This is a genomic window from Ruegeria sp. N4 (assembly GCF_056531425.1).
On record NZ_JBQFLT010000002.1, the window covers coordinates 56,202 to 77,762 of the forward strand.

The window sequence follows — 21,561 nt, forward strand, 5'->3', positions numbered from 1 at the left end:
CCAAGGATGCTAGATTCAATGACCACAGCCGATTGCCTGACCCTTGCCGATATGCGCGAAGCGCATGAGCGGATCAGGCCACATATCAACCGCACCCCGGTGCTGCGCTCGGCCTATCTGGACGATCTGACGGGCGCCCAGCTGTTTTTCAAATGCGAGAACTTTCAAGAGGCCGGTGCCTTCAAGGTGCGCGGGGCCTGCAACGCGGTATTCGGTCTGAATGACGAGGTCGCCAAGCGCGGTGTTTGTACGCATTCTTCCGGCAATCACGCGCTCAGCCTGTCTTGTGCCGCCGGTCGCCGGGGCATCCTCTGCAACGTGGTGATGCCGCGCACCGCGCCACAAGCCAAGAAAGACGCGGTGCGCCGCTATGGCGGGATCATCACCGAATGCGAGCCTTCGACCACCTCGCGCGAGGCGGTGTTTGCCGAGGTGCAGGCGCGGACGGGTGGCGAGTTCGTGCACCCCTATAACGACCCGCGCGTGATTGCGGGGCAGGCGACCTGCTCGGCGGAACTGCTGGAGCAGACCGACGGTCTGGACGCGGTGGTCGCGCCGATTGGCGGCGGCGGCATGATCTCGGGCACCTGCCTGACCCTGTCGAACCTCGCGCCCGAGGTGAAGATCTATGCCGCGGAACCGGAACAGGCCGATGACGCCTATCGCAGTTTCAAGGCCAGTCACATCATCGCCGATGACGCGCCGGTCACCATCGCCGACGGGCTGAAAGTGCCGCTGAAGGAAAACACCTGGCACTTTGTCTCGAACTTCCTGAGCGACATCCACACCGCCAGCGAAGACGAGATCATCGCCGCGATGAAGATCACCTGGAAATACCTGCGCATCGTGATGGAACCCAGCAGCGCGGTGCCTTTGGCGACCATTCTGAAGAACCCCGACGCCTTCAAGGGCAAACGCGTCGGCGTGATCATCACCGGCGGCAATGTGGATCTGGACAAACTGCCCTGGGCACAGGGTTGAGGAGGACAACATGAACAAACCCATAAACATCGAGCAACTCGAAGTCGGCTACGACATCCCCGCTGCCATCGGCATGGACGCATCCGAGATCCAGACCCCGGCCCTTGTGCTGGATCTGGACGCACTGGAGCGCAACATCAAAAAAATGGGCGATTACGCAAAGGCCCACGGCATGCGCCACCGGGTGCATGGCAAGATGCACAAATCCGTCGATGTGGCGCGGCTGCAGGTCGAGATGGGCGGGGCTTGTGGTATATGCTGTCAGAAGGTCTCGGAGGCTGAGGTCTTTGCCCGTGGCGGTATCAAAGATGTGCTTGTGTCCAATCAGGTGCGTGACCCGGCCAAGATCGACCGTCTGGCGCGGATGCCCAAGCTGGGCGCGCGAACGATCTGCTGTGTCGACGATATCGACAATGTTGCCGACCTGTCCGAGGCCGCGCAGCGTCATGGCACCCAAATCGAATGTCTGGTCGAGATCGACTGCGGCGCAGGCCGTTGCGGTGTCACCACCACGCCCGAGGTCATCGCCATCGCCAAAGCCATCGACGCGGCACCGGGTCTCAAGTTCGCCGGCATTCAGGCCTATCAGGGCGCGATGCAGCACATGGACCTGTACGCGGACCGCAAAGCCAAGATCGACATCGCCGTGGCGCAGGTGAAAGACGCCGTGGATGGATTGAAGGCCGAAGGGCTGGAGTGTGACATCGTCGGCGGTGGCGGCACCGGGTCATACTACTTCGAGAGTACCTCGGGCGTGTATAACGAACTGCAATGCGGCTCTTACGCCTTTATGGATGCCGATTATGGCCGCATCCTTGATCAAAACGGCAACCGCATCGACCGGGGAGAGTGGGAGAACGCCTTCTTTATCCTGACCAGCGTCATGAGCCACGCCAAGGCAGACAAAGCCATCGTAGATGCAGGGCTAAAGGCGCAATCCGTCGACAGCGGCCTGCCGGTGATCTTTGGCCGCTCGGACGTGGAATACATCAAATGCTCGGACGAACATGGGGTCGTGTCGGACCCGGACGGGGTTCTGACGGTTAATGACAAGCTGCATCTGGTGCCCGGCCACTGTGATCCGACAGCCAATGTCCACGACTGGTATGTGGGCGTGCGGGGCGGCAAGGTCGAAACCCTCTGGCCCGTGTCCGCGCGCGGCAAGGCGTACTGAGGCGAGGGAAGGATCATGAAAGACATGACAGATAAACCCCTGCTGATCGTCGGAGAAGAGCTGTGCCAGAAACTGGTCGGCCGCTCCGAAGCCTTCGACGCCGTGCAAAACGTCTTCGCCGCCATGGCGCGAGGTGACGCCTATAACTTCCCGGTCATCCGCGAGGCCATCGGCTATGCCGACGCGCTTTACGGCTTCAAATCCGGTTTCGACCGCGCTGGTCAGGTGCTGGGCGTCAAATCCGGTGGCTACTGGCCCGGCAATATCGACAAGGGGCTGACCAACCACCAGTCCACCGTCTTTCTGTTCGACCCCGATACCGGGCGGCTGTCGGCGCTGGTCGGCGGCAACTACCTGACCGCCGTGCGTACCGCTGCGTCCTCGGCTGTATCCATCGCCCATCTGGCCCGGAAAGATGCCAAGGTTCTGGGCATGGTCGGCGCGGGTCATCAATCGACCTTCCAGCTGCGCGCCGCCGCAGAACAGCGCGACTTTGAAAAAGTCGTCGCCTGGAACCCCCACCCCGAAATGCTGCCGCGTCTGGGCGCGGTCGCGACCGAGCTCGGGTTGGAATTTGAGGCCGTCTCGCAACAGGATCTTGGCGCGCAGGCGGATGTCATCATCACCATCACCTCGGCTTTCGAGCCGCTGTTGATGAAAGACTGGATCAAACCCGGCACGCACCTGGCCTGCATGGGCACAGACACCAAAGGCAAGCAAGAGGTCGACGCGGCCCTAGTCACCGAAGCCACTGTATTCACCGATGAGGTCGCCCAATCCATCTCGATCGGCGAGGCGCAGCACGCCGTTGAAGCAGGTACCCTGACCGAGGATCAGATCACGCCCATCGGGGCCGTGATTAACAGAACCCATCCGGGTCGCAGCAGCGATGACCAGATCACCCTGTTCGACGGCACCGGAGTCGGCCTGCAAGATCTGGCAGTGGCCTCTGTAGCGGCCCGGCTGGCACAAGAGGCGGGGTTGGCAGAGCAAGCCACGTTGTAACGCCCCGCTGACGCGTCACTCGGCACTGATTTCTCCCGTCGGTGCCGGGTGCTTGCTGATCTGCCCTCCGGATAAAACCAGCCGCTATACAAACAGCGAAACCTGCGCCACTAATAGCCTCCGGACGACCTGAGCCAAGAAGGAGCGCAGTATGAAGCTTTTACGTCACGGGCCAAAAGGCGCTGAAAAGCCCGGTCTTCTGGATGCCAATGGCACAATCCGCGACCTCAGCGGTCATGTCGATGACATTGCCGGGGCCACGCTTGGCGACGCGGAACTGAACCGGGTGCGCACTATCGATCCGACCAGTTTGCCCGCGGTGGACGCAGGCACACGTATCGGCCCCTGCGTCGGACAGGTTGGCAAGTTCATCTGTATCGGCCTCAACTACGCCGACCACGCCGCCGAAGCCGGAATGGACCTGCCCGCCGAGCCTGTGATCTTCTTCAAGGCAACCTCGGCCATTGCAGGACCGAATGACGACATCGAAATCCCCCGCGGATCAGAGAAATCGGATTGGGAGGTCGAACTGGGCGTCGTGATCGGCAAAGAAACCAAATACATCTCCGAAGCCGACGCCTTGAATTACGTGGCGGGTTATTGCGTGGTGAACGACCTGTCCGAACGCAACTTTCAACTGCATCGCTCGGGCCAGTGGGTCAAAGGCAAATCGGCGGATACGTTTGGCCCCATCGGCCCCTGGCTGGTGACACGGGATGAGGTGCCGGACCCTCAGAACCTGCCGATGTATCTTGAGGTCAATGGCCATCGCTATCAGGACGGCTCGACCCGGACGATGCATTTCGGTGTGGCCACGGTGATCGCACACCTGTCGCAATTCATGTCCCTGCAGCCCGGCGATATCATCTCGACCGGCACGCCTCCGGGTGTGGGCATGGGTCAGACGCCACCGACCTACCTGAAACCCGGCGATCGTTTAGAGGCCGGGATTGTCGGGCTGGGTGTGCAAAGACAAGTCACTGTTGCGGGATAAGGGCTACGACAACAGTTAGGCATCGTGAAGACAGGCCAAAAAGAGTACGCTGCCAACACGCCTTGATCTCAGCTTGCAGGGACCGACCGTGACAATCCGAATGCTGCGCACCCTTGTGGCGATTGCAGACACAAAAACCTTCAGCGCGGCGGCGGACGTTGTGCATGTCACCCATGCCGCTGTCAGCCAACAGATGCAGACGCTTGAGGCGGATCTGGGCGTGGCACTGTTTGATCGCAGCACAAGAACGCCGGAACTGACCCCTGTTGCCCATCAGATCGTCGAAAAAGCCCGCAAGATCATCGCGGATTACGACAATCTGGTGCCGTCAGTGATGCAGGAAGGCGAATTGCACAGCGTGATCCGGCTGGGCGTTCTGCGTACAACGCTGACCGGGTTGGCGCCTCAGGCCCTGGCGCAGCTGAAAGCGCATCATCCCGGTATGGGATTACACCTGAAACCCGGATTGACCGGCGCTTTGTTGGCAGACCTGGCTCGCGGAAATCTGGATGCGGCTTTGGTGACCAAGCCCGCCGTCATGCCGCCCGGCGTCATCTTCCGGACGCTGGTCGAAGAACCGATGCAACTGATCGCCTCGCTGGAAGAACCCGAACTAGACCCGATCACCCTGTTGAAAACCCGACCCTTTATCCGCTTCAACCGCAGCGCGGTGGTCGGGGCCCTGATCGACAACTGGATCCTGTCGAAACGCATCCGCGTCAATGAGGCGATGGAGCTGGACGGGCTTGAGGCCATAGCCAGCATGGTTCAGGCCAATCTGGGCGTCTCGATCGTGCCGGACCTTGCCGTTCCGCCGATGGATCCGTTGCCGCTCAACCGGTTAAACCTTGGTCCCGATGCGCCCCGCCGGACGCTGGGTCTGATCTATCCCGAGACCCAAAGCAAGATGCGGGCCATGGATGCGCTTTTCAATGCGCTGGCCGGCGTGATAGCTGCATCCAAAAGCACCGGACACACGCCTGCGCATGACATTTGAAACGGTTTTCTATCTGATCCTCGGCGCGGCGGCGGGTGGCTTTATCAACGGGCTTGCAGGCACCGGAACCGCGTTGTTTGCGCTTGGGTTTTATCTTGTTGTCCTGCCACCGGTAACAGCCGTGGCGATTGTTGCCCTCATGTCGGTTCTGGCCGGGCTGCAAGGGTTGTGGATCGTTCGGGCCGACATTCTGGCGCAGCCCCGAAGGTTGCTGCGCTTTCTCGTGCCCGGCCTGCTTGGGGTGCCCATTGGCCTTGCGCTGCTGAACCAGATCGACGCCAGCACGTTGCGGATCGGTGTTGCGGGTTTTCTGATCCTCTATGGTGGCTATTTCGGTTTTCGCGCAACCCTTCCCGCGTTCGAGCGTCGAACGCCCTGGCTGGATACCGGGGTTGGCCTGACCGGAGGCATTCTGGGCGGGGCCGCCGCCGTCTCGGGCGCGATCCCGGCCATGTGGCTGTCGCTGCGGCCCTGGACCAAATCCGAGACGCGCGCGGTTTTGCAGCCGTTCAACGTGACCATTCTCAGCACCACGATCTTCCTGCTGTTCTTGAAAGCCGCTTATGACAGCGTGGCTGTGAAAGCACTGCTGGTGACTGTCCCTTGCGGTCTGATCGCGGCGCAAATCGGCATCATGGTGTTTCGCCGCCTCAGCGACACTAGCTTCCGACGGCTTTTGATCTTGTTGACGCTGCTGGTGGGGCTGGGCGTAATGGCAAGCGAGGTTCTATAGTCCAATCGCAAGACCAATAGAAAGGGCCGACCGGGATGCTTGTATTCTACTATTCCAAAGGCTCCTCCGCGCTTGCTGCGCACATCCTTTTGGTCGAGGCCGGGGCGGACTTCACGGCGGTCGAAATCTCAATCCCCGACGGGGCGCATCGCAGCCCGGATTTCTTGCGGAAAACCCCAAAGGGACGCATCCCGGTTCTGGAAACGCCCGAGGGGCTTCTGACCGAAAACCCAGCCATTCTGGAGTATATTGCGGCCACCCATCCAAGGGCGGGTCTGATGCCCAAAGGCGACTTTGCGCAGGCACAGGCGCGGTCACTCTGCGCCTATCTCTGTTCGACCGTACATGTCGGATTTGCCCATCTCAAACGCGGCAGCCGGTGGGCTGATCAGAACGCCTCACTGCAGGATATGTGCGGTGTCGCGCCACGCAACCTTGCGGCCTCAGCGAAACTGTTGGAACAGCAATTGGAGATGACCCCTTGGGCGATGGGGCCGCAATTCAGCTTTTGCGACCCGTATCTGTTCATGCTGCAGCACTGGATGGCGGCAGCCGATCTGTCACTGGACCCTTATCCCAAACTGGCCGCACATAACAAAGCCATGCGCGCCCGACCGGCAACGCAAACTGTTCTGGCCCTGTACGGGTCACCGTAAAGCGGCCTTAGATCACTTCATCCCGTCGATCATCGCTTTCGCCGTAGCGCTTCATGACGGCAGGTTTCGTGCCCTCATAGACCTGTTCGATAGTCTCGGCGATCTTGGCGTTTTCGCGTTCGAACAGACAGTCTCCGTTCAGGTCCGAGGCCACGATGAATGGCCCCATCCGCTTGCACCGGATCACCCACATCGCCTGTGCCAGACCGAGTTCTTCGTTCCAATGCACAGCCTCGACGTTTTCCACGCCGCGCCCCAGCAATGCGCCTGTACCGTAGCCCACGGTGGACAGGTACACGGCACCGTTCGGCACGAAATACTTTTTGTAATCCTTCGAGGACATACCGCCCTTGCCAACGATCAGTCGCGCCCCGGTCTTGGCAATCCATTCCGGCAACCATTTGGCAAAGCGAAACGACGCTGTCGCCGTCACTGCCCCCATGTCAAACGATCCATCCGCATTGATCCGCGCCGCGGGTGAGCAATGAAAATTGGCAGCACTGTCCGAAGGTAATTCCATCGGGATATTCGCCTTATCCTCCAGCGCGCGCATATAGACACCTTCGCGGGCGGTATACATCAGCCCAGTCAGGTAAACGATATCCCCAAGCCGAAGATCGGCGATGTCTTCGGCATTTGGCGTCGTGGACAGCTCAATCTCGCGCAAACTCATTCCGCGGCCTCCTGCACCGGGTCCCAGTCCACTGTTTCGCGGCGCTGATACGGCGTGAACCAATCCGGGTCGGTGCGGTGCTCGACCCGGCCATCCGCGTGGATGCGCGCGACGGCCCGGCGCGACGACAGGCAGAACGCGTGGACCGACATGGGCATGCCCCCCGTGTGGCAATAGCCGACCTCGATATTGCAATCTATCACCATGTTCTTGCCCACAAACCCCATGGCCCCCATGCCGATGGAGTTGCCCAGTTCCTTGAACTCCTCCTCCATCTCGGCAATGCGCGGGTCCGAATTGCGGCTGCCCACCACACGCAGGGTCGAGGCGCGTTTGCCCAGCGTCATGCAGATATCCTTGGACCCACCCAGCCCGATCCCGATAATCGCAGGCTGACAGGCCAGACCGCGTTTCCCGAAGGCCATCAGGCTGTCGAGGTAGAAGCGTTTGATCCCCTGTATCCCGTCCGAGGGGAACAGCATCCGGTAATCGGTACCGAACAGCCCGCCTTTATGCACGGTGATCAGATCGATCCACGCGCCTTCGGGCTCGAACCCGTATTCAATCTCGGGCGCGCCGATACCGACATTGTTGTCGTGATCCGTGCGCCACAAAGGATGCACCCTATTGGGGCGCAAAGGTACGCCATTTGTGGCATTTGCCGTTGCCCGCCTGAGAGCCGCTTCCAATGCAACCATGCCGCCTTCGACCTGCGCCTCATTGCCCAGTTTGACAAACCAGCGCGGCACGCCTGTGTCGCCGCACATGGCCCGGCGGTCCTCTTTCGCGGCTTCGTAGTTCTCAAGCATGGCTTTCAGGACAAATGACGACAGATCGCCATCCTCGGTCTTTGCCGCCGCTTTCAGCCCATCGAGGTAATCTTGCGGGATCTCAATCGCTGCTTTGTCCATCAGCGTTTCGGCCGTGGATTGGATAACAGAAATGGGGATCATGTCTTCTTCACCAATCGATGTGTGTTCTTTTCAAGCAACCCCCAGCGTTCCAGTTTATCCGGGTTTTCCCTATGGGGGTCGTTGGCGTCGCGTTCGGACGGGGATTGTTGGAATGCGATGGCACCGGATCGCACAAGCAGTCGGCGCAGCTCGTCATCCTCGAACCCCCGGATATGCGACTTGATGGTGTAAAAGCTTCGCAACTCCCAGCCCTGGCGATCCAGCAAATGGATGATCGCCGCCTCGGTCGAGGTTTCAAGCTTCAACTCTTCGCGTATTCTGACATGCTCGTGCCGCGATTGGTAATGCGCGGTGAGATAGGCAACGACGATCGAAGCAAGGATCGCGACGAACCATTGATTTTTCGAAAGCCACTCCCAAACGGTGTTTAGCAAATCCATGTGTTCACCTTCTGCTACTGCGCCACCAAAGTCTCAGGCTCGCCCTTTGGCAGGATCGTTTCTCCGGGCTTCACAATTGTGAATTGAACAGGCTCCTGCGAAACTTCCACAGCCCCATCGACCTGTTTGGCAACCGTGAATGCGCTGTCTTCCATCGCGCCCGGCTCGGGGAAATCTTCGCGGTAATGCGCCCCGCGAGAGTTTTCGCGCGCCAGCCCGGCCCGGGTGATGACCTCGGATATATCACAAAGCGAGCGCAGGTTCAGCCAGTCATGCCAGGTCAGGTTGAAGGCCAGATTGCTGCCCTCGACCCCCACATCCATCAGCGCGTCGGACACCTGCGCAATCCCTTGCAGGCCGCGCGACATACCCTCCTCGGTGCGCATCACGCCCACATCTTCCCACATCAGGTTCTGCAATTGTTTGCGCAGCGGCAGAACAAGGTCGGGTTTGCGTGACAGAGGATGGATGGCGCGGTCAAGCTCGGTTGTCAGGGCTGCCTCGTCCGGGTCGCGCAGGGACATGGCCCTTACATCCGCGCCCATCACATCCCCCGCAATACCGCCATAAACCGTTGAATTTGCAACGCCATTGCCGCCCAATCGGTTCGACCCATGCGCGCCCCCGGCATCCTCACCCGCAACATACAAGCCTTCCATCGCCGTGCGTGTGTCCACATCGACAACCACGCCGCCCATGAAATAATGCGCAGTTGGCACAACCTGGACCTTGCCCGCCGCCAGATCGAAGCCGCTGTCAGCACAGCGTTTCACCATGCCTTTGAACTTCTGGCGCACAGTCTCGGGGCCCAGATGGGACATCGAGATAAACACCCCCTTCTGCCCCGGATCGTTGGTCTTGCGCATCTCGGCATAGATGCCGCGGCTGACCACATCCCGCGTGGCCCGCTCACCCTTAGGGTCATAGTCGAACATGAACCGCTGACCCGCGTGGTTCAGCAATTGCCCGCCCGCGCCCCGCAAGCCTTCCTCTAGCACTGTGCCGGTCATCCGCGTATGATCCCCCGCCAGCAGGCCGGTTGGGTGAAACTGCACCATTTCCATATCGCGCAGCGGGAGGCCCGCGCGCAGCGCCATGGCCAGCCCGTCCATTGTCTTATCCCCGGATGGGGTGTGATAGCGGTACATGGTCGGCCCGCCACCGGTGGCCATCAACACGCATTTGGCGCGGACAAAACGGAAGCGACCCGTGCGCATGTCGATCATCAGAACACCCGACAAGGCGCCGCCGTCCTTGCTGGGAACCAGCCCGATTGCGCGATGTTCCTGCAGTTTTTCGACGCCGCTTGCCAGCACCTTCTCCATCAGCCGGTTGATGATCTCGATCCCGGTCAGATCACCCTTGTGCACCGTTCGGTCCGCAGTCTGACCGGCGAAGGCTTTCTGGTGCAGCGAGCCGTCGGGGTTGCGGTCAAAGAAACACCCGACCTCGTTTTCCAATTCCCGAATGCGCACCACCGCCTGTTCGCACAAACGCCAGGCCATGTCCTGATTGGGCAGCCATTTACCGCCATGGATGGTGTCCATAAAATGCCGCTCGACCGTATCGCCGCCACCCAAGGCGACATTGTAGCCACCCTGCACCATCCGCGTGCAGCCGCATTTCCCGATCAAGCCTTTGACGGCGATGGTGATCCTGGTGCCCTCGGGCGCGGTTTGTTGGGCATGCAGCGCGGCAAACAGCCCCGCGCCCCCGCTGCCGAGGATCAGAATGTCGGTATCGTGCCGGTCGATCTCGGAGTGCCGCATCGCTAAATCGCCCGCATGAAAAACAGCCCGGCCACGAGGAACGACATCGCTGCCGCCCCGGCTGCCAGCGTCTTCTGCGATGGGCGCCAAGGCAGCCATTCCAGCGCCATCAGGCGCAGGCCGCCGAACATATGCACGGCCAGCAGGAATACGAGGCCGAATTCGACCAGCTTCACCGCGCCGGACTCGGTCATTGCCAGGGCCGCATCCAACCGCGCGGGACCTGTCAAAGCCATGGCCAGAACCCAGAAATGGATCGGCAGAAACAGCGCCAGGGCAAGCCCGGATAAACGATGCAGAACATAGGCCAGCCACAGCGGATGGGTACGAGGGGGAATCACGCGGGAGGCCCTCATCCGCCCTGCCCCATGGCAAATGTGACGGTCCATACCGCGCGTGCACCTAAAGCGAACAGCGCCAGCCCGGTCGCCCACATAAAGACGTCCAGTGCCCGACCCGTCAGGCCACCCCATTCAAAGGCAATGACCCGCAGACCAATGGCCCCGTGAATGGATACCGCAACAACAAAAAGCCCGTAGAACAGGAACCAGATCAGTGAACCCTGCGTTCGCCCCAAAATCTCGGCAGCGGTCAACCCGCCCTGAATGGCGTAGATCATCACCGCCAGATGCCCCAGCACCAGCGGGGCCATTACCAGCGCCGTCACCCGTTGCAGCATGTAAAGGCGCAAATCCAGCATCAGCGCCCCTTTCGAAACAGGGATCTCAGCGTCTCGCGTTTCAGACCGGCGATTGCTGACATCGGGTCCAGCTCGTTCGGGCAGTAGGCCGTGCAGGATCCCATCGAGTGGCAATTGTGGCACCCGCCCTGCCCTGAGGCTGCCTGCAGTATCTCGGTACGCCCGGCATCCCGGCTGTCATTCACAAGGGTCCAGGCCCGTTGCAGCGCGGCGGGTCCCAGATAATCCGGATGCGCCGACACCGTATCGCAGGCCGCATAGCAGACCGCGCAGTTGATACACTCGATCCCTGCATTGGCCGTGACCCGTTCGGGGGTGGTTTCGTAGACCGGAGTAATCGGATCGTCTCGCGTCGATACGCCATGGTGAACGCCTTCGGCCGCGATCCATTTGTCAAAGAACGGATCCATGTCCACGACCAGATCCTTGATGACCGGAAGGTTGCGCAGCGGGCCGATGGTCACGCCATCCCCGTCCAGCACCTTTGAGATATGGGTCCGGCACGTCCAGCGCGGCACACCGTTGACCATCATGGCACAGGACCCGCACATCCCCACGCGGCAGGCAAAGCGATAGCTGAGCGTTGGGTCGGCGTTCTGCTGAATCCACGAGACAACGTCCAGCACGGTCTGATTGTCGTAGGCCGGGACCTTGAACGCCTCAACGCGATCCGCGCCCCGTTCGATCCGAATGTTTAGCTGTGCCGCTGAATTCATACTCAAGCGTGTCCAGATGCTGTATGGCTGGATCAAAGCTTAACCGACAGTTTGCCTTAATGAACGCGAAAAAATCTTAAGCTTTGTGTAAGACAGAGTTTCGAAAGAGGTACCGCCGTGGCCGATCTCCCAACTTCCGATCTGCAAGCCGCCCTGCGCGCCCGGTTCTCGGATGCGCCTGAAACGGTGCCCGACGCGGCAGCGCCGTTGTACCCCATGGCGGCCCGAGGGTCGTGCCGCAGTTTCCGCGATCAGGACATTCCCGCTGACCTGCTGGAAACACTCTGCGCCATTGCCTTGGCCGCGCCGACCAAAAGCGACCTGCAACAGCGGGATATCATCCTGCTGCGCTCACCCTCTCAGCGCCGGAAACTGGCCGATCTGATCCCCGGTCAGGATTGGATTGCAAGTGCCCCGATGATCCTGATCTTCTGCGGCAACAATCGACGTCAGAGGCTGCTGCATGATTGGTCAGAGACCCCCTTTGCCAATGATCATCTGGATGCGTTCTTCAACGCGGTCGCGGACGCCGCCATCGCGCTTGGGGCCTTTGTCACAGCGGCCGAGGCCACAGGGTTGGGCTGCTGCCCGATCAGCGCGGTGCGCAATCAGGCCCGTGCGGTCAGCGACCTGCTGAACCTGCCGCAGCATGTGTTCCCGTTGGCCGGTCTGGCACTGGGCTATCCGGCATTCCCTGCCCCCATTTCCCAGCGACTGCCCTTGCGCGTGACATGTCATGAGGATGAATACCGCGAAACCAACCTGCGGGAGGCGGTTGAAACCTACGCGCAGGAACGCGCGGTTGCGCAGCCCTATACCAGCCAAAGGGACCCGGATCACCAAAGTACGAAACCGGGCTATACGTGGATCGACGACAAGACCCGGCAGCACAGCAAGCCGGAACGCGAAGAATTTGGCGACTATGTCCGCGCGCAGGGGTTTCGACTGACCTAGGTGCAATCCGTTTTCCCGTGTTTGTGGGCCATTGGGCCTCAGGCGGTTCAACACCTCATCCAAGCATCGACAAACCGCTCAGGGCGGGCCAAGCTTGGGCACAGCGTTCGGGCCGAAGCAGGGGGAAGGGATGACCGAATATCGCCAGACATGCAGGATCACGGCACTTTGCGCCCTTCTGTTTGTGCTGCTCAGCCTGCCTTTGCACGCCCAGACTGCCCCGAACCCGCAAGAGGTGAAACGCATCGTCGATCACCGCTGCGTTGTCTGCCATAGCTGCTATGACGCCCCCTGCCAGTTGAAACTCACCTCGCCCGAGGGGTTGGCACGCGGTGGCAGCAAGCTGGCGGTTTATCACACCGAACGGCTGAAAGATGCGCAACCCACACGCCTTGGCATCGATGCCCAGACGGTGCCCGAATGGCGTGCGCTGGGGTTTCACCCGGTCATGGATGACCCGTCAGGACCAGCAGATGATCCAAGCCTGTTGGAGCGATACCTCGAACTCGGTCGCCAGAACCCGCTGCCTGCCGATGGGCCGGTGCCCGAGGTTCTGGACCTCGCGCTGGATCGCGCTTTGGCTTGTCCGACGCCCGGTGAGTTCGACCAATACCGGGACACAAACCCGCTTGCCGGTATGCCTTACGCCGCCGCAGCGCTAAGCGACGCCGAATACGCAACGCTGATCACCTGGGCGCGCAGCGGTGATGCCCTGCCAGCCGAAGCCACCGAAATCCCTGACGCTATTGCGGACCAGATTACCGCGTGGGAGGCGTTTCTGAACTCCGACGATCTGCGCCACCAATTGATGAGCCGGTATCTCTATGAACATCTCTTTCTGGCGCGGCTGCATTTCAGCGACGGGCCGGACAGGCTGTTTTTTCAGATGGTACGATCCACCACGCCTTCGGGGCAAGAGATCGACGTAATTGCCACCCGACGTCCTTTCGACGATCCGGGCAGCGACCGGTTTTATTACCGCCTCCAGCAAATCTCCGAAACCATCGTGCACAAAGAGCATCTGGTCTACGCGTTAAGCCCCGCACGAATGGAGCGGTACAGCCAACTGTTTCTGACGCCCGACTGGACGCTGGACAGCCTGCCCCCGTTCGGAGATGTCGAAGGCGGCGACCCGTTCAGCACTTTCGCCCGGATACCCGCCCGCAGCCGCTATCAGTTTCTGCTGGACGAGGCGCTGTTCTTCGTTCGCAGTTTCATTCGCGGCCCGGTCTGTCACGGCGAAACCGCTGTGGACGTGATCGAAGACCGGTTCTGGGTCAGCTTTCTGGACCCCGACGCGGATCTGTCTGTCACCGACCCCAGCTACTTGCAGGACAGTGCCGCCGCGCTCGATCTGCCGGTGTCAAAGGTGGACGATGGCGCGTTTGGCGATCTGCAAGGTTTCTCGCACCAAAACCAGATCAGATATCTTGAGTTCCGAGACGCCCGATACCGCAGCAGCCCGGCGCATCAGACCGGGTTCGGGTACGACGCCATCTGGGACGGGGACGGGACCAACCCCAATGCGCTGATCACGGTGTTTCGTCACTTCGACAATGCCTCGGCCATGACGGGCCTGCATGGTGACATACCGGAAACGGCCTGGGTGATCGACTACCCCATTTTTGAACGTATCTATTATGACCTCGTTGCAGGCTATGACGTGTTTGGCCGGGTCGAACACCAACTCGCCACCCGGCTGTATATGGATGAATTGCGGATGGAGGGTGAAGATACGTTTCTGGCCTTCATGCCCAAAGACGACCGGCGGCAGATGCACGACACTTGGTACCGGGGCGCGTTGGCCAAGGTGCACACCTATTGGCACCAGCGCCGGGTCGATGACAGCTTTCCAACGGGTATCGCGTATAAGACCGACACCCCGAAGCAGGAGTTCTTCGACACCTTATTGGCCCGCGGCAACGGGTTGTGGCCCCTGCAGGATCCGATCAATCGGTGCACTGATGACACCTGCGCGCAGGGAACGGGCGGCGCGCTGCGTGCGCTGGCAAGTCAGCGCGGCGACTGGGTCCGCTACCTGCCCGACCTGTCCGTGCTTGCGGTGGAAGGCCCGGATGACAAGGTCGCGTATTTCACCCTCGCCCATGACAAGGCCCACGACAACGTGGCCTTCCTGTTTCACGAGGCCGCCCGGCGCGACCCTGCCGCCGATGTACTGACGATCATTCCGGGGTTCTTCGGCAGCTATCCGAACTTCTTTTTCCGCGTCAAATCAGACAACCTGTCTGCATTCATCGACGGCATGACCGACATCCGGTCCCAGTCGGATTATATCGCGTTTGTCACCCAATTCGGCATCCGCAGAACCAGCCCCGAATTCTGGGCACTCAGCGACAGGATGAGTGCCGAGTTTCTGCGGCAGGCTCCGATTCAGGCCGGACTCTTTGACCTTAATCGCTACAAGGATCCCCGGTCTGATCAGGACCCGACCTGACCGCTGAAATGCAAAGACCCGGTGATCTGCCTCACCGGGTCTTTTTCATTCAGCGTGATGTTTGAATTCAGGCAGCCTCGGGTTCCGGCTGACCCGCGTGAATATTCACTTCGCGCAGGATCAGCGACACCTGCGCTTTCAGCGCATCCGCGACGTCCTCCATCGCGTAGTGCCGGGCGCCTTCTTCCCACCGCTGGTCCTCGGGCTTTTCCGGCTTCGATGTTTTGGGCCGGTAAGCCGACAGCCCACCATGCAGGTCCTGCAGATGCTTTTGCACATCCTTGGCAAATTGCGGCTTCTCCTGCTCGGGCAGGGTGTCAATGATCTCTTCAAACTTGAATGGATCGGATTTGCACAGGCCGTGCAACGCTTTCATCGGGGTATCGATGTCCGGTGTCAGGCAACTGTCCTTGGACAGGCGCGGATAGGCCTTGGTTGCGGCGGCGCGTTTGAACTTCAGCCACGAAGTCAGCGTCAGATCCGGGGTTCCGGGATGCCAGTCCGACACTTTGGGCACACTGCGCAGGACCACGGGGTCTTCGCTGTAAAGCGTCTCGAAATACTTCACCACCTTCAGACACACATCCTTGTCCGAGGCCAGGATTTCCGGCGTCAGGCCACAATTCCGCCCGACCTGAGCGGCCACGGGGTCCCCGACAATGGCGATGCCATAGGCCAGAACACATTTGGCCAGGGTCGAGTTCCACGCAATCGCGGTTCTGGCCGCCTTGCGGTTTCCGGGGTTGTTGCGGGCATCGACATACAGCTTCCAGCCGCGCAGGATTTTGGCCTGATCATACATCTTGTAGCCATAATCCGTCAGCGCCTTGGCCATCGAGGTTCCCGCCGCAATGCCCGTTGCTGCGCCCGTTACATCCCCAAGACGTGTGCCCTGAGACACAACCCCCAGAACCGAGAAGAACGCATTGAAGGATTTCTGGCTGAGTTGAACGCTGGAGTTTTCCAGCCGTTCCTTCACCGCAGCCTCGTAGACTGATCCGCTGGCCGAGGCTAGGGCCGCGTTCTTGCGCCATGTGTTCAGCTCATCGCCTTTCCGCAACAGGGCAACAGCATCGACGCTGAGTTGGCGCAGTGAATCCGCCAGACCGGTTACCGGGAACAGCCGGGTCAGGACCTTGGTGCCACCGGCCGCAATGGTCTCGATCAGCTTGATCTTCATCTCCGACGCCTTGATTTCGGCGACCAGCGCATCCACCGCCTTCTTCGATTTTTCAACTGCCGCCTCATCCTTCGGGTCTGCAGGTGGGGTGGCGGCGGCAATGACGTCTTTCAAATGCTGAAATTCGGCATCGGCCTCTTCTTCGATGCTGGCCAGAAACTCTTCACGGCTGCCCTTGTCGGCCAGTTTCGCTTTCAGCGCATCCAGTTCCTTGCCGGTCTTTTCCGCTTCAAGCTTCTCGGTGGCCTCTTTGGTCTTGCGGGCGATGGCTTCATTGGCCCCCGGTTTGGCATGGTTTTCATTCAGCGCCTCAACCATCGATTTGATCGACGAATTGACGTCGGCGAAATAGCTGGCATAGCTGAAGGGCGCAAAGCCCGCCTCGCCTGGCGAAAGCTGGAAGGCCGAGCCGGACACATCCAGCCGCTGTTGCAAAAGTTTCTCGATTGACTTGTCCTGCAAATCCTCGGCTTCCGAGTCCGACAGCAAGGCCTTTTCCGGGTAAAGCGCCATCTCGCCATTCACAGTTGCGGACGAGGCCCCGATATGCGCCAGACCGGCGGTCAGATGACCTGCGAGCATTTTGAAATCCGGGTTCGGCTTGGCCAGTTCCTTGCACGCGCCGCCGACATTTGCGGTCATGATGAAAAAGGCACGGATGCTTTCGGAAACAACCCCGGACAGATAGGGGCGTTCGTCAAATTCCTTGTCTACTTCATGGCTGCCGATGCTTTCGTCGCGGTGCTTGGTCAGATCTGAATCCGCCAGTCCCGAATTTACCTCGCCGCCCACCTGGTTCGTGGCGGCGGCGGCCTCGGCCAGAGTGTCACCCAGCGACGACAGGATGCTCATGACCGCCTTTTCGCGCGCCTCGGGCGTCTTGGCCTGTGCGGCCAGAAGGATTTTATCCGCCAGCTTGTTTCCATTGATCAGTGCGGCCAATGCACCCTGACCGGCGCTGAACCCCTGACGGTGATCATGAGTATTGCCGCCGTCTTCATTCTGCGACCGGTCCGCAGTGGCCGCCGCGCTGAGTGCGGCGGTGACAACACCGCTCAGCACGTCATTTGCAGCGTCGGATGCGAAATGCAGGGTCTTGCCCACGTCTTTCTCGGGCTTTTCGGCAAAGCGAACGCCCTTTTCCGCAACCGTTAGACTGGTCGTTGCAAGGCTGGTGGCGGCCACGCGCAGCAACTGTTTCCCGGCGACCCAGCGCGGATCGGAAAATTGTTCTGCGGACAGCGCGGCGCGGGCGGCGTCTATGTCGTTGAACTCGGTCACGACGCTGGCAAGTTCGGGGTTTTCCTTTGCCTTTTCCAACACGGTCAACGTGCCTGCGTCGTCCGGCAGTTCCAGCTTGGTGCGTGTTTCGTCGATCAGCGCGTTTTGCTTTGCGCCCAGAACGGCGTTCTTGGCTTCCAACTCACGCCCGTCCGCCCGGCTTCGGCCGGTGATATCGAAATCGGCAAATGTCATTGAGGATGCGGCAATGGTCGAGGCCATCGTGATCGTGTCCTTGGCAATGCCCATGACCCTGAAAACGTCCTCGAATTTCGAGGCGGTGTCGGAATACTCATCCAGCTTGGCATCGTAAATTTCCGAGGCACCGTCGAACATCTTTTTGAATTCGCTGTAGGCGTCGGGTACGATGTTCGACGGGATGATCCCTTCGCGCACCAGGGGGGCCCATAATTCGCGGGCGATGTCTTCGTCGCTGAACAGGCCGCTGTCCTGCATCTCGTGCTGGCGGTCCAGAATCTTGGCCAGCGATTCACTTGCCGCCTTCATCACCTCGGGGGTGACACCGGTTGCTTCGGGCAGGTCGGCATAGCTGTCCACCTCGGACGTCATCTTGCCGTTCAGCCAGTCCATCTTGCCCTTGCCCGGCAGTTTGAACACGCCCGCATGACGCGCCATCGAGACCTTGAAATCCTGTGCCTCTTTGATGCCCTGCTTGTCCGCATCCAGTTTCGTCAGGATATCGGTCAAGACCGCCGCTTTCTGGGCCGTCGCCTCGGCGCTTTTTTCAAAGTCTTCGGCCTTGCCCTGTGCGGTTTCCAGCCATTTGATCTGAGTGTCTGTAAAAGCCATGTCTATTCCTTGTTCCGGTCTTTACGCCGGTCTCATCAAATTCAGGACGCCAGTTGCAGCAGCCGGACTTCCAGTTGGGTCAGTTCGTCAACGGCGATGTGAAGTTTGTTCTGAACGCTGGTGAACGGGTGGTTGAGGTAATGCTGGATGCCCGCATTGCCCCGGATCTGAGCCAGCAGCGGGCGCACCTGCCGCAGGGCTTGTTCGCGCGCCTGTTTCCGGGCGGCAAGATCCTGATCCCGATCCGCGATGATGTCCGTGTGGGTCTTCAGACCCTGTAGGACCAGTTGCGAAGAAATGTTGTTTGCAAACCGCTGCAAGGCCGCCTGATCCACCACATTCTGCCCGTCGCCTTTCAGCGCATCGACCTGAGTGACAAAATCGTTCCGCACGAAATCGGCCGCATCCTGAAGGGTTCCGATGCACCGTTCGGCATAGGTGGTCAGACCCTGCGCCAGATCGTCCCGGAAACCGGTGATCTCGCTGCGGATGAAGTCCATGCTTTGTTGCAGGTCGTTGAAACGCTCTTTGTTCTTGGCGAACTCATCCTTGGTGATCGAACGCTTTTCCAGAACCGTCAACTCATCCCGAAGATCCCGCAGCCGGGACAGATCAAAGGTTTCGGGATCGACACGGGAATGGCCCTTGAACTTGTCCAGAATACGCTTGAGGCTGACCTTGTCGCGCAGCATGGCGTCCAGTTCGTCTTTCAGCGGTTTGGCCATGGCCGCAAATTCCTTGGCCCTGTCCTTGTTGTTCCGCCGGTCTTCCTGATCCTTGAGATAATCAGATGTGATCTGATCCAGCTTCTGCTGATCGTGGTAGTTCAAATCAGACGTCTGCTTCAACTTCGCAAGATCATAGAGGATTTCAGCCTGCCGGGCGGTCTTTTTCTTAAGGTCGCCCATCTTTGAAAGGGCGTCGGACATATCCTCTTTGGTCAGCGCGTTTTTTGCCAGTTCAAGCAGGTCTTCATGCTCGATCTTCAGCGGTCCTGCACCTTTGGACTTTGCGAGCCGTTCGAAGAACGGGATTTTGTCATGCGGAAGAACCGCCCGGATCTTTGAAACCAGATCATCATTCACAAGCGCCGCGACCCTGTCCAAATCCTTGATCACCGCCGCGCTTTTGGCTTCAAAATCCTTCCCGGTCTTCTCAGCCTCTTTGGCGTTTGTGTGCAGCTCTTCGAAATCGGTGCGCAGCAGCTGCGAAAACTCGGTTTTCGCAGTTTCGATTGGCATCGTGGTGTAGCCCGCGCTCAGCTTGCTGACCTTTTCAGCCAGGCGCAGCCTTTCCTCGATGTAAAACCCGGCGGTCCGGCCCGAGGCCAGTTTGTCGATCTTATCCGACAGATCGGCCAGCTTTTTCTTCAGTTTGGCATAGTCACCGGCGTTGTTTGCAATCCCATCCAGAATGCCCTTGGCCTTTTCCAGCTCTTGCTTGGCGATGCTGTCCACGCCCTTGACGCCCGAGGCGTGCAATTCATCCAGAAACTCGAGCGAATCCAAAACGGCCTGCACGGTTTCCCGCGGGACCTTCTTGTTGCCCCGGCGCGGGATCTGGACGTAAACATCGTGGTCCAGATCCTTGTAGGTCCCGGCCTTGCGCTCGACATGTGTCTTGTCGTCTTTTGTTTCGATCCGGCCAAGGTCGTCGCGTTTGATCAGCTTATCGAACTGCTCACGGACTTCGGCCGTCACTTTCCCAAGCTCCGCGTCATCCCATTCCTTGCCTTTGGCTTGCTCTTCATATCTCTCGGCGCTGGATTTGAGCAAGTTGAGGTCGCTGACAGTGCCCAGAACGGTACGGCCTTCGCGCGCCTGAATGGATGCCAGTTCGGTTTCGATATTATGCGCCCACTGATCGAACCCTTCCTTGTCCAGGCTGTTGCGAATGACGCGGATCCGGTCGCTGGTCTTGGTCAGAACGCCGATGGCCTTGCCGGTTTTCTGAACCTCGTCTTCCAGCATTCCCCAATAAGCGTGTTCTTCGGGCGCGACCTCCTGCGACAGGTCTTTCAGCTTGGCCTCAAGGGATTTTGTCAACCCGACAAATTCGATCTGACGCAAGCTGCGCGCGGCCTCTTGTGTCTTGCTTGTCAGGGCTTTCAGCGCGGCCGAAGGTTCCGGCGCGGGTTGCGAAACCTGCGCCGCCAAACGAGCCGTGCGAATGTCGGACAGATCATGTTGCACATCGGTCAAGGTGGACTGCGCTTCGTCGAAACCGCCCAGTTTCGCCTGTGCCTCGGCAATCTCCAGCTTCCGGTCGCACAGGGCCAGCATCTCTGCAAGGATGCCTTGAGTCCTGTCATCAAGACCGGATGTCGGGATCAGCTTCCCTTCGGCCTCGCGCTGCTTTTTGATCAACTTCACCTGCGACTGGATAAGATCGACCTGAGATTTGTTCTGCGGCGCAGCCTGTGCATCGCCGTCCTGCGCGCGCAACTCCTCTTGCAATTCGGCCAGTTCTTCATGGGTGGACTCGGCGTGCTCAAGCTCGCTGGCGATCAGTTGAACCGTGAACTCGGCCTGCACCTGATCCACGATTTCGCGAACCGGCTGTTCGGCTTGCGTATCGGTTTCACTGGAAGTTTCCACCGACGCAGCGGGTCCGGCGTCGGGAAACGCCCATCCGCGCAATTTGTAATAATTCTGAACCCAGTCCAATTGCTTTGGGTCCATTGTCGGGAATTCCATTGTTTCCGGCATTTAGGCTCTTACCCTTTACATATCCAGATCTTTAATTTGGAACGCAATGTGAAATAGATTACACAACTTCAGAGAGTATAACCTTTTTCACCACTTTCCTTTTCAAGACCCATACGCAGTCATCAATACGTGCCTGCCCCGATTCCAAATGCGGATCGGTTTCGGCTAAATAACCCGTAGACTGTATTCCGAGGGGGATTCAACTAAAGCAATTCAAAGTTTTCGTGTGGTTTGTTACCAAGGCAGCGAAGGCTTGAACCGCATGCCACGCAGGGGTTTACGTAACCTCGAAAAAGGTAAAACAATCCCGATCAAAACGGCAGATTTGCTGTCCGTTTGGTCAAATACAAACCCAAACTTTATCAATTTTTCCGAAGCCAGCCCCGTTTCAGACCTGTTGATCAAAAAACCTGTAACCAAA

At 59.5% G+C, this 21,561-nt stretch carries 18 protein-coding genes; 9 read left to right on the top strand and 9 right to left on the bottom strand.

Going from position 1 to position 21,561, the window contains the following annotated elements; genetic code table 11:
* The first annotated feature begins 6 nt into the window (after positions 1 to 6).
* The 7 genes from bhcB (at position 7) to ACR0LW_RS05215 (ending at position 6,540) form a co-directional block, all read left to right on the top strand.
* The gene (gene bhcB / locus ACR0LW_RS05185; RefSeq protein WP_480881794.1) at positions 7 to 981 is read left to right on the top strand and encodes a beta-hydroxyaspartate dehydratase BhcB; all 975 of its coding nucleotides are present in this window, start codon (positions 7 to 9) and stop codon (positions 979 to 981) included.
* Between the two features lie 10 nt (positions 982 to 991).
* Positions 992 to 2,155 carry a 3-hydroxy-D-aspartate aldolase BhcC gene (gene bhcC, locus ACR0LW_RS05190; RefSeq protein WP_480584395.1) on the top strand — a complete coding sequence of 388 codons (1,164 nt, stop codon included), beginning with the start codon at positions 992 to 994 and terminating at the stop codon, positions 2,153 to 2,155.
* Positions 2,156 to 2,170: 15 nt separating this feature from the next.
* Positions 2,171 to 3,160, top strand: coding sequence for an iminosuccinate reductase BhcD (gene bhcD / locus ACR0LW_RS05195; RefSeq protein ID WP_480881795.1), 990 nt, complete (start codon positions 2,171 to 2,173; stop codon positions 3,158 to 3,160).
* A 151-nt stretch (positions 3,161 to 3,311) separates the two neighbouring features.
* Complete coding sequence (locus ACR0LW_RS05200) at positions 3,312 to 4,154, top strand: fumarylacetoacetate hydrolase family protein (RefSeq protein WP_480881796.1); 843 nt, start codon at positions 3,312 to 3,314, stop codon at positions 4,152 to 4,154.
* A gap of 100 nt (positions 4,155 to 4,254) precedes the next feature.
* The gene (locus ACR0LW_RS05205) at positions 4,255 to 5,151 is read left to right on the top strand and encodes a LysR family transcriptional regulator (protein WP_480881797.1); all 897 of its coding nucleotides are present in this window, start codon (positions 4,255 to 4,257) and stop codon (positions 5,149 to 5,151) included.
* Positions 5,141 to 5,884: a sulfite exporter TauE/SafE family protein gene (locus ACR0LW_RS05210; RefSeq protein ID WP_480881798.1), complete on the top strand. Its 744-nt coding sequence runs from the start codon at positions 5,141 to 5,143 to the stop codon at positions 5,882 to 5,884. Before ACR0LW_RS05205 ends, ACR0LW_RS05210 begins: the two co-directional genes overlap by 11 nt.
* 35 nt (positions 5,885 to 5,919) lie before the next feature.
* Entirely contained in the window at positions 5,920 to 6,540 is a 621-nt protein-coding gene (locus ACR0LW_RS05215) for a glutathione S-transferase family protein (protein ID WP_480881799.1), read from the top strand.
* A gap of 7 nt (positions 6,541 to 6,547) precedes the next feature.
* Here ACR0LW_RS05215 and ACR0LW_RS05220 read toward each other — a convergent pair whose 3' ends face one another.
* Genes ACR0LW_RS05220 through ACR0LW_RS05250 form a run of 7 tightly spaced genes read right to left on the bottom strand, consistent with a single transcriptional unit; the run spans position 6,548 to position 11,752 of the window.
* Positions 6,548 to 7,213 (bottom strand): fumarate hydratase C-terminal domain-containing protein, encoded by a 666-nt coding sequence (locus ACR0LW_RS05220; RefSeq protein ID WP_480881800.1) that lies wholly within the window; start codon positions 7,211 to 7,213, stop codon positions 6,548 to 6,550.
* Entirely contained in the window at positions 7,210 to 8,166 is a 957-nt protein-coding gene (locus tag ACR0LW_RS05225) for a fumarate hydratase (protein ID WP_480881801.1), read from the bottom strand. The genes ACR0LW_RS05220 and ACR0LW_RS05225 overlap by 4 nt, the downstream gene beginning before the upstream one ends.
* Complete coding sequence (locus ACR0LW_RS05230) at positions 8,163 to 8,567, bottom strand: hypothetical protein (protein ID WP_170622447.1); 405 nt, start codon at positions 8,565 to 8,567, stop codon at positions 8,163 to 8,165. The genes ACR0LW_RS05225 and ACR0LW_RS05230 overlap by 4 nt, the downstream gene beginning before the upstream one ends.
* A 14-nt stretch (positions 8,568 to 8,581) precedes the next feature.
* Positions 8,582 to 10,336: an L-aspartate oxidase gene (locus tag ACR0LW_RS05235; protein WP_480881802.1), complete on the bottom strand. Its 1,755-nt coding sequence runs from the start codon at positions 10,334 to 10,336 to the stop codon at positions 8,582 to 8,584.
* 2 nt (positions 10,337 to 10,338) lie between these two features.
* The gene (gene sdhC, locus ACR0LW_RS05240) at positions 10,339 to 10,677 is read right to left on the bottom strand and encodes a succinate dehydrogenase, cytochrome b556 subunit (RefSeq protein ID WP_480881803.1); all 339 of its coding nucleotides are present in this window, start codon (positions 10,675 to 10,677) and stop codon (positions 10,339 to 10,341) included.
* A gap of 11 nt (positions 10,678 to 10,688) precedes the next feature.
* Positions 10,689 to 11,036 carry a succinate dehydrogenase gene (locus tag ACR0LW_RS05245; RefSeq protein ID WP_480881804.1) on the bottom strand — a complete coding sequence of 116 codons (348 nt, stop codon included), beginning with the start codon at positions 11,034 to 11,036 and terminating at the stop codon, positions 10,689 to 10,691.
* On the bottom strand, positions 11,036 to 11,752 hold the full coding sequence (locus ACR0LW_RS05250; RefSeq protein ID WP_480881805.1) for a succinate dehydrogenase/fumarate reductase iron-sulfur subunit: 717 nt from the start codon (positions 11,750 to 11,752) through the stop codon (positions 11,036 to 11,038). The genes ACR0LW_RS05245 and ACR0LW_RS05250 overlap by 1 nt, the downstream gene beginning before the upstream one ends.
* A 117-nt stretch (positions 11,753 to 11,869) precedes the next feature.
* Between ACR0LW_RS05250 and ACR0LW_RS05255 the strand changes: the two genes are divergently transcribed.
* A complete protein-coding gene (locus ACR0LW_RS05255) occupies positions 11,870 to 12,706 on the top strand; it encodes a nitroreductase family protein (RefSeq protein WP_480881806.1) in 837 nt (278 codons plus the stop codon).
* 130 nt (positions 12,707 to 12,836) lie between these two features.
* Positions 12,837 to 15,161, top strand: coding sequence for a fatty acid cis/trans isomerase (locus ACR0LW_RS05260; protein ID WP_480881807.1), 2,325 nt, complete (start codon positions 12,837 to 12,839; stop codon positions 15,159 to 15,161).
* A gap of 67 nt (positions 15,162 to 15,228) precedes the next feature.
* Here the strand turns inward: ACR0LW_RS05260 and ACR0LW_RS05265 are convergent, their stop codons facing one another.
* Both ACR0LW_RS05265 and ACR0LW_RS05270 read right to left on the bottom strand, forming a co-directional pair.
* Complete coding sequence (locus ACR0LW_RS05265; RefSeq protein WP_480881808.1) at positions 15,229 to 18,432, bottom strand: hypothetical protein; 3,204 nt, start codon at positions 18,430 to 18,432, stop codon at positions 15,229 to 15,231.
* A 41-nt stretch (positions 18,433 to 18,473) separates the two neighbouring features.
* Positions 18,474 to 21,140 carry a DUF2408 domain-containing protein gene (locus ACR0LW_RS05270; protein ID WP_480881809.1) on the bottom strand — a complete coding sequence of 889 codons (2,667 nt, stop codon included), beginning with the start codon at positions 21,138 to 21,140 and terminating at the stop codon, positions 18,474 to 18,476.
* Positions 21,141 to 21,561 lie beyond the last annotated feature (421 nt).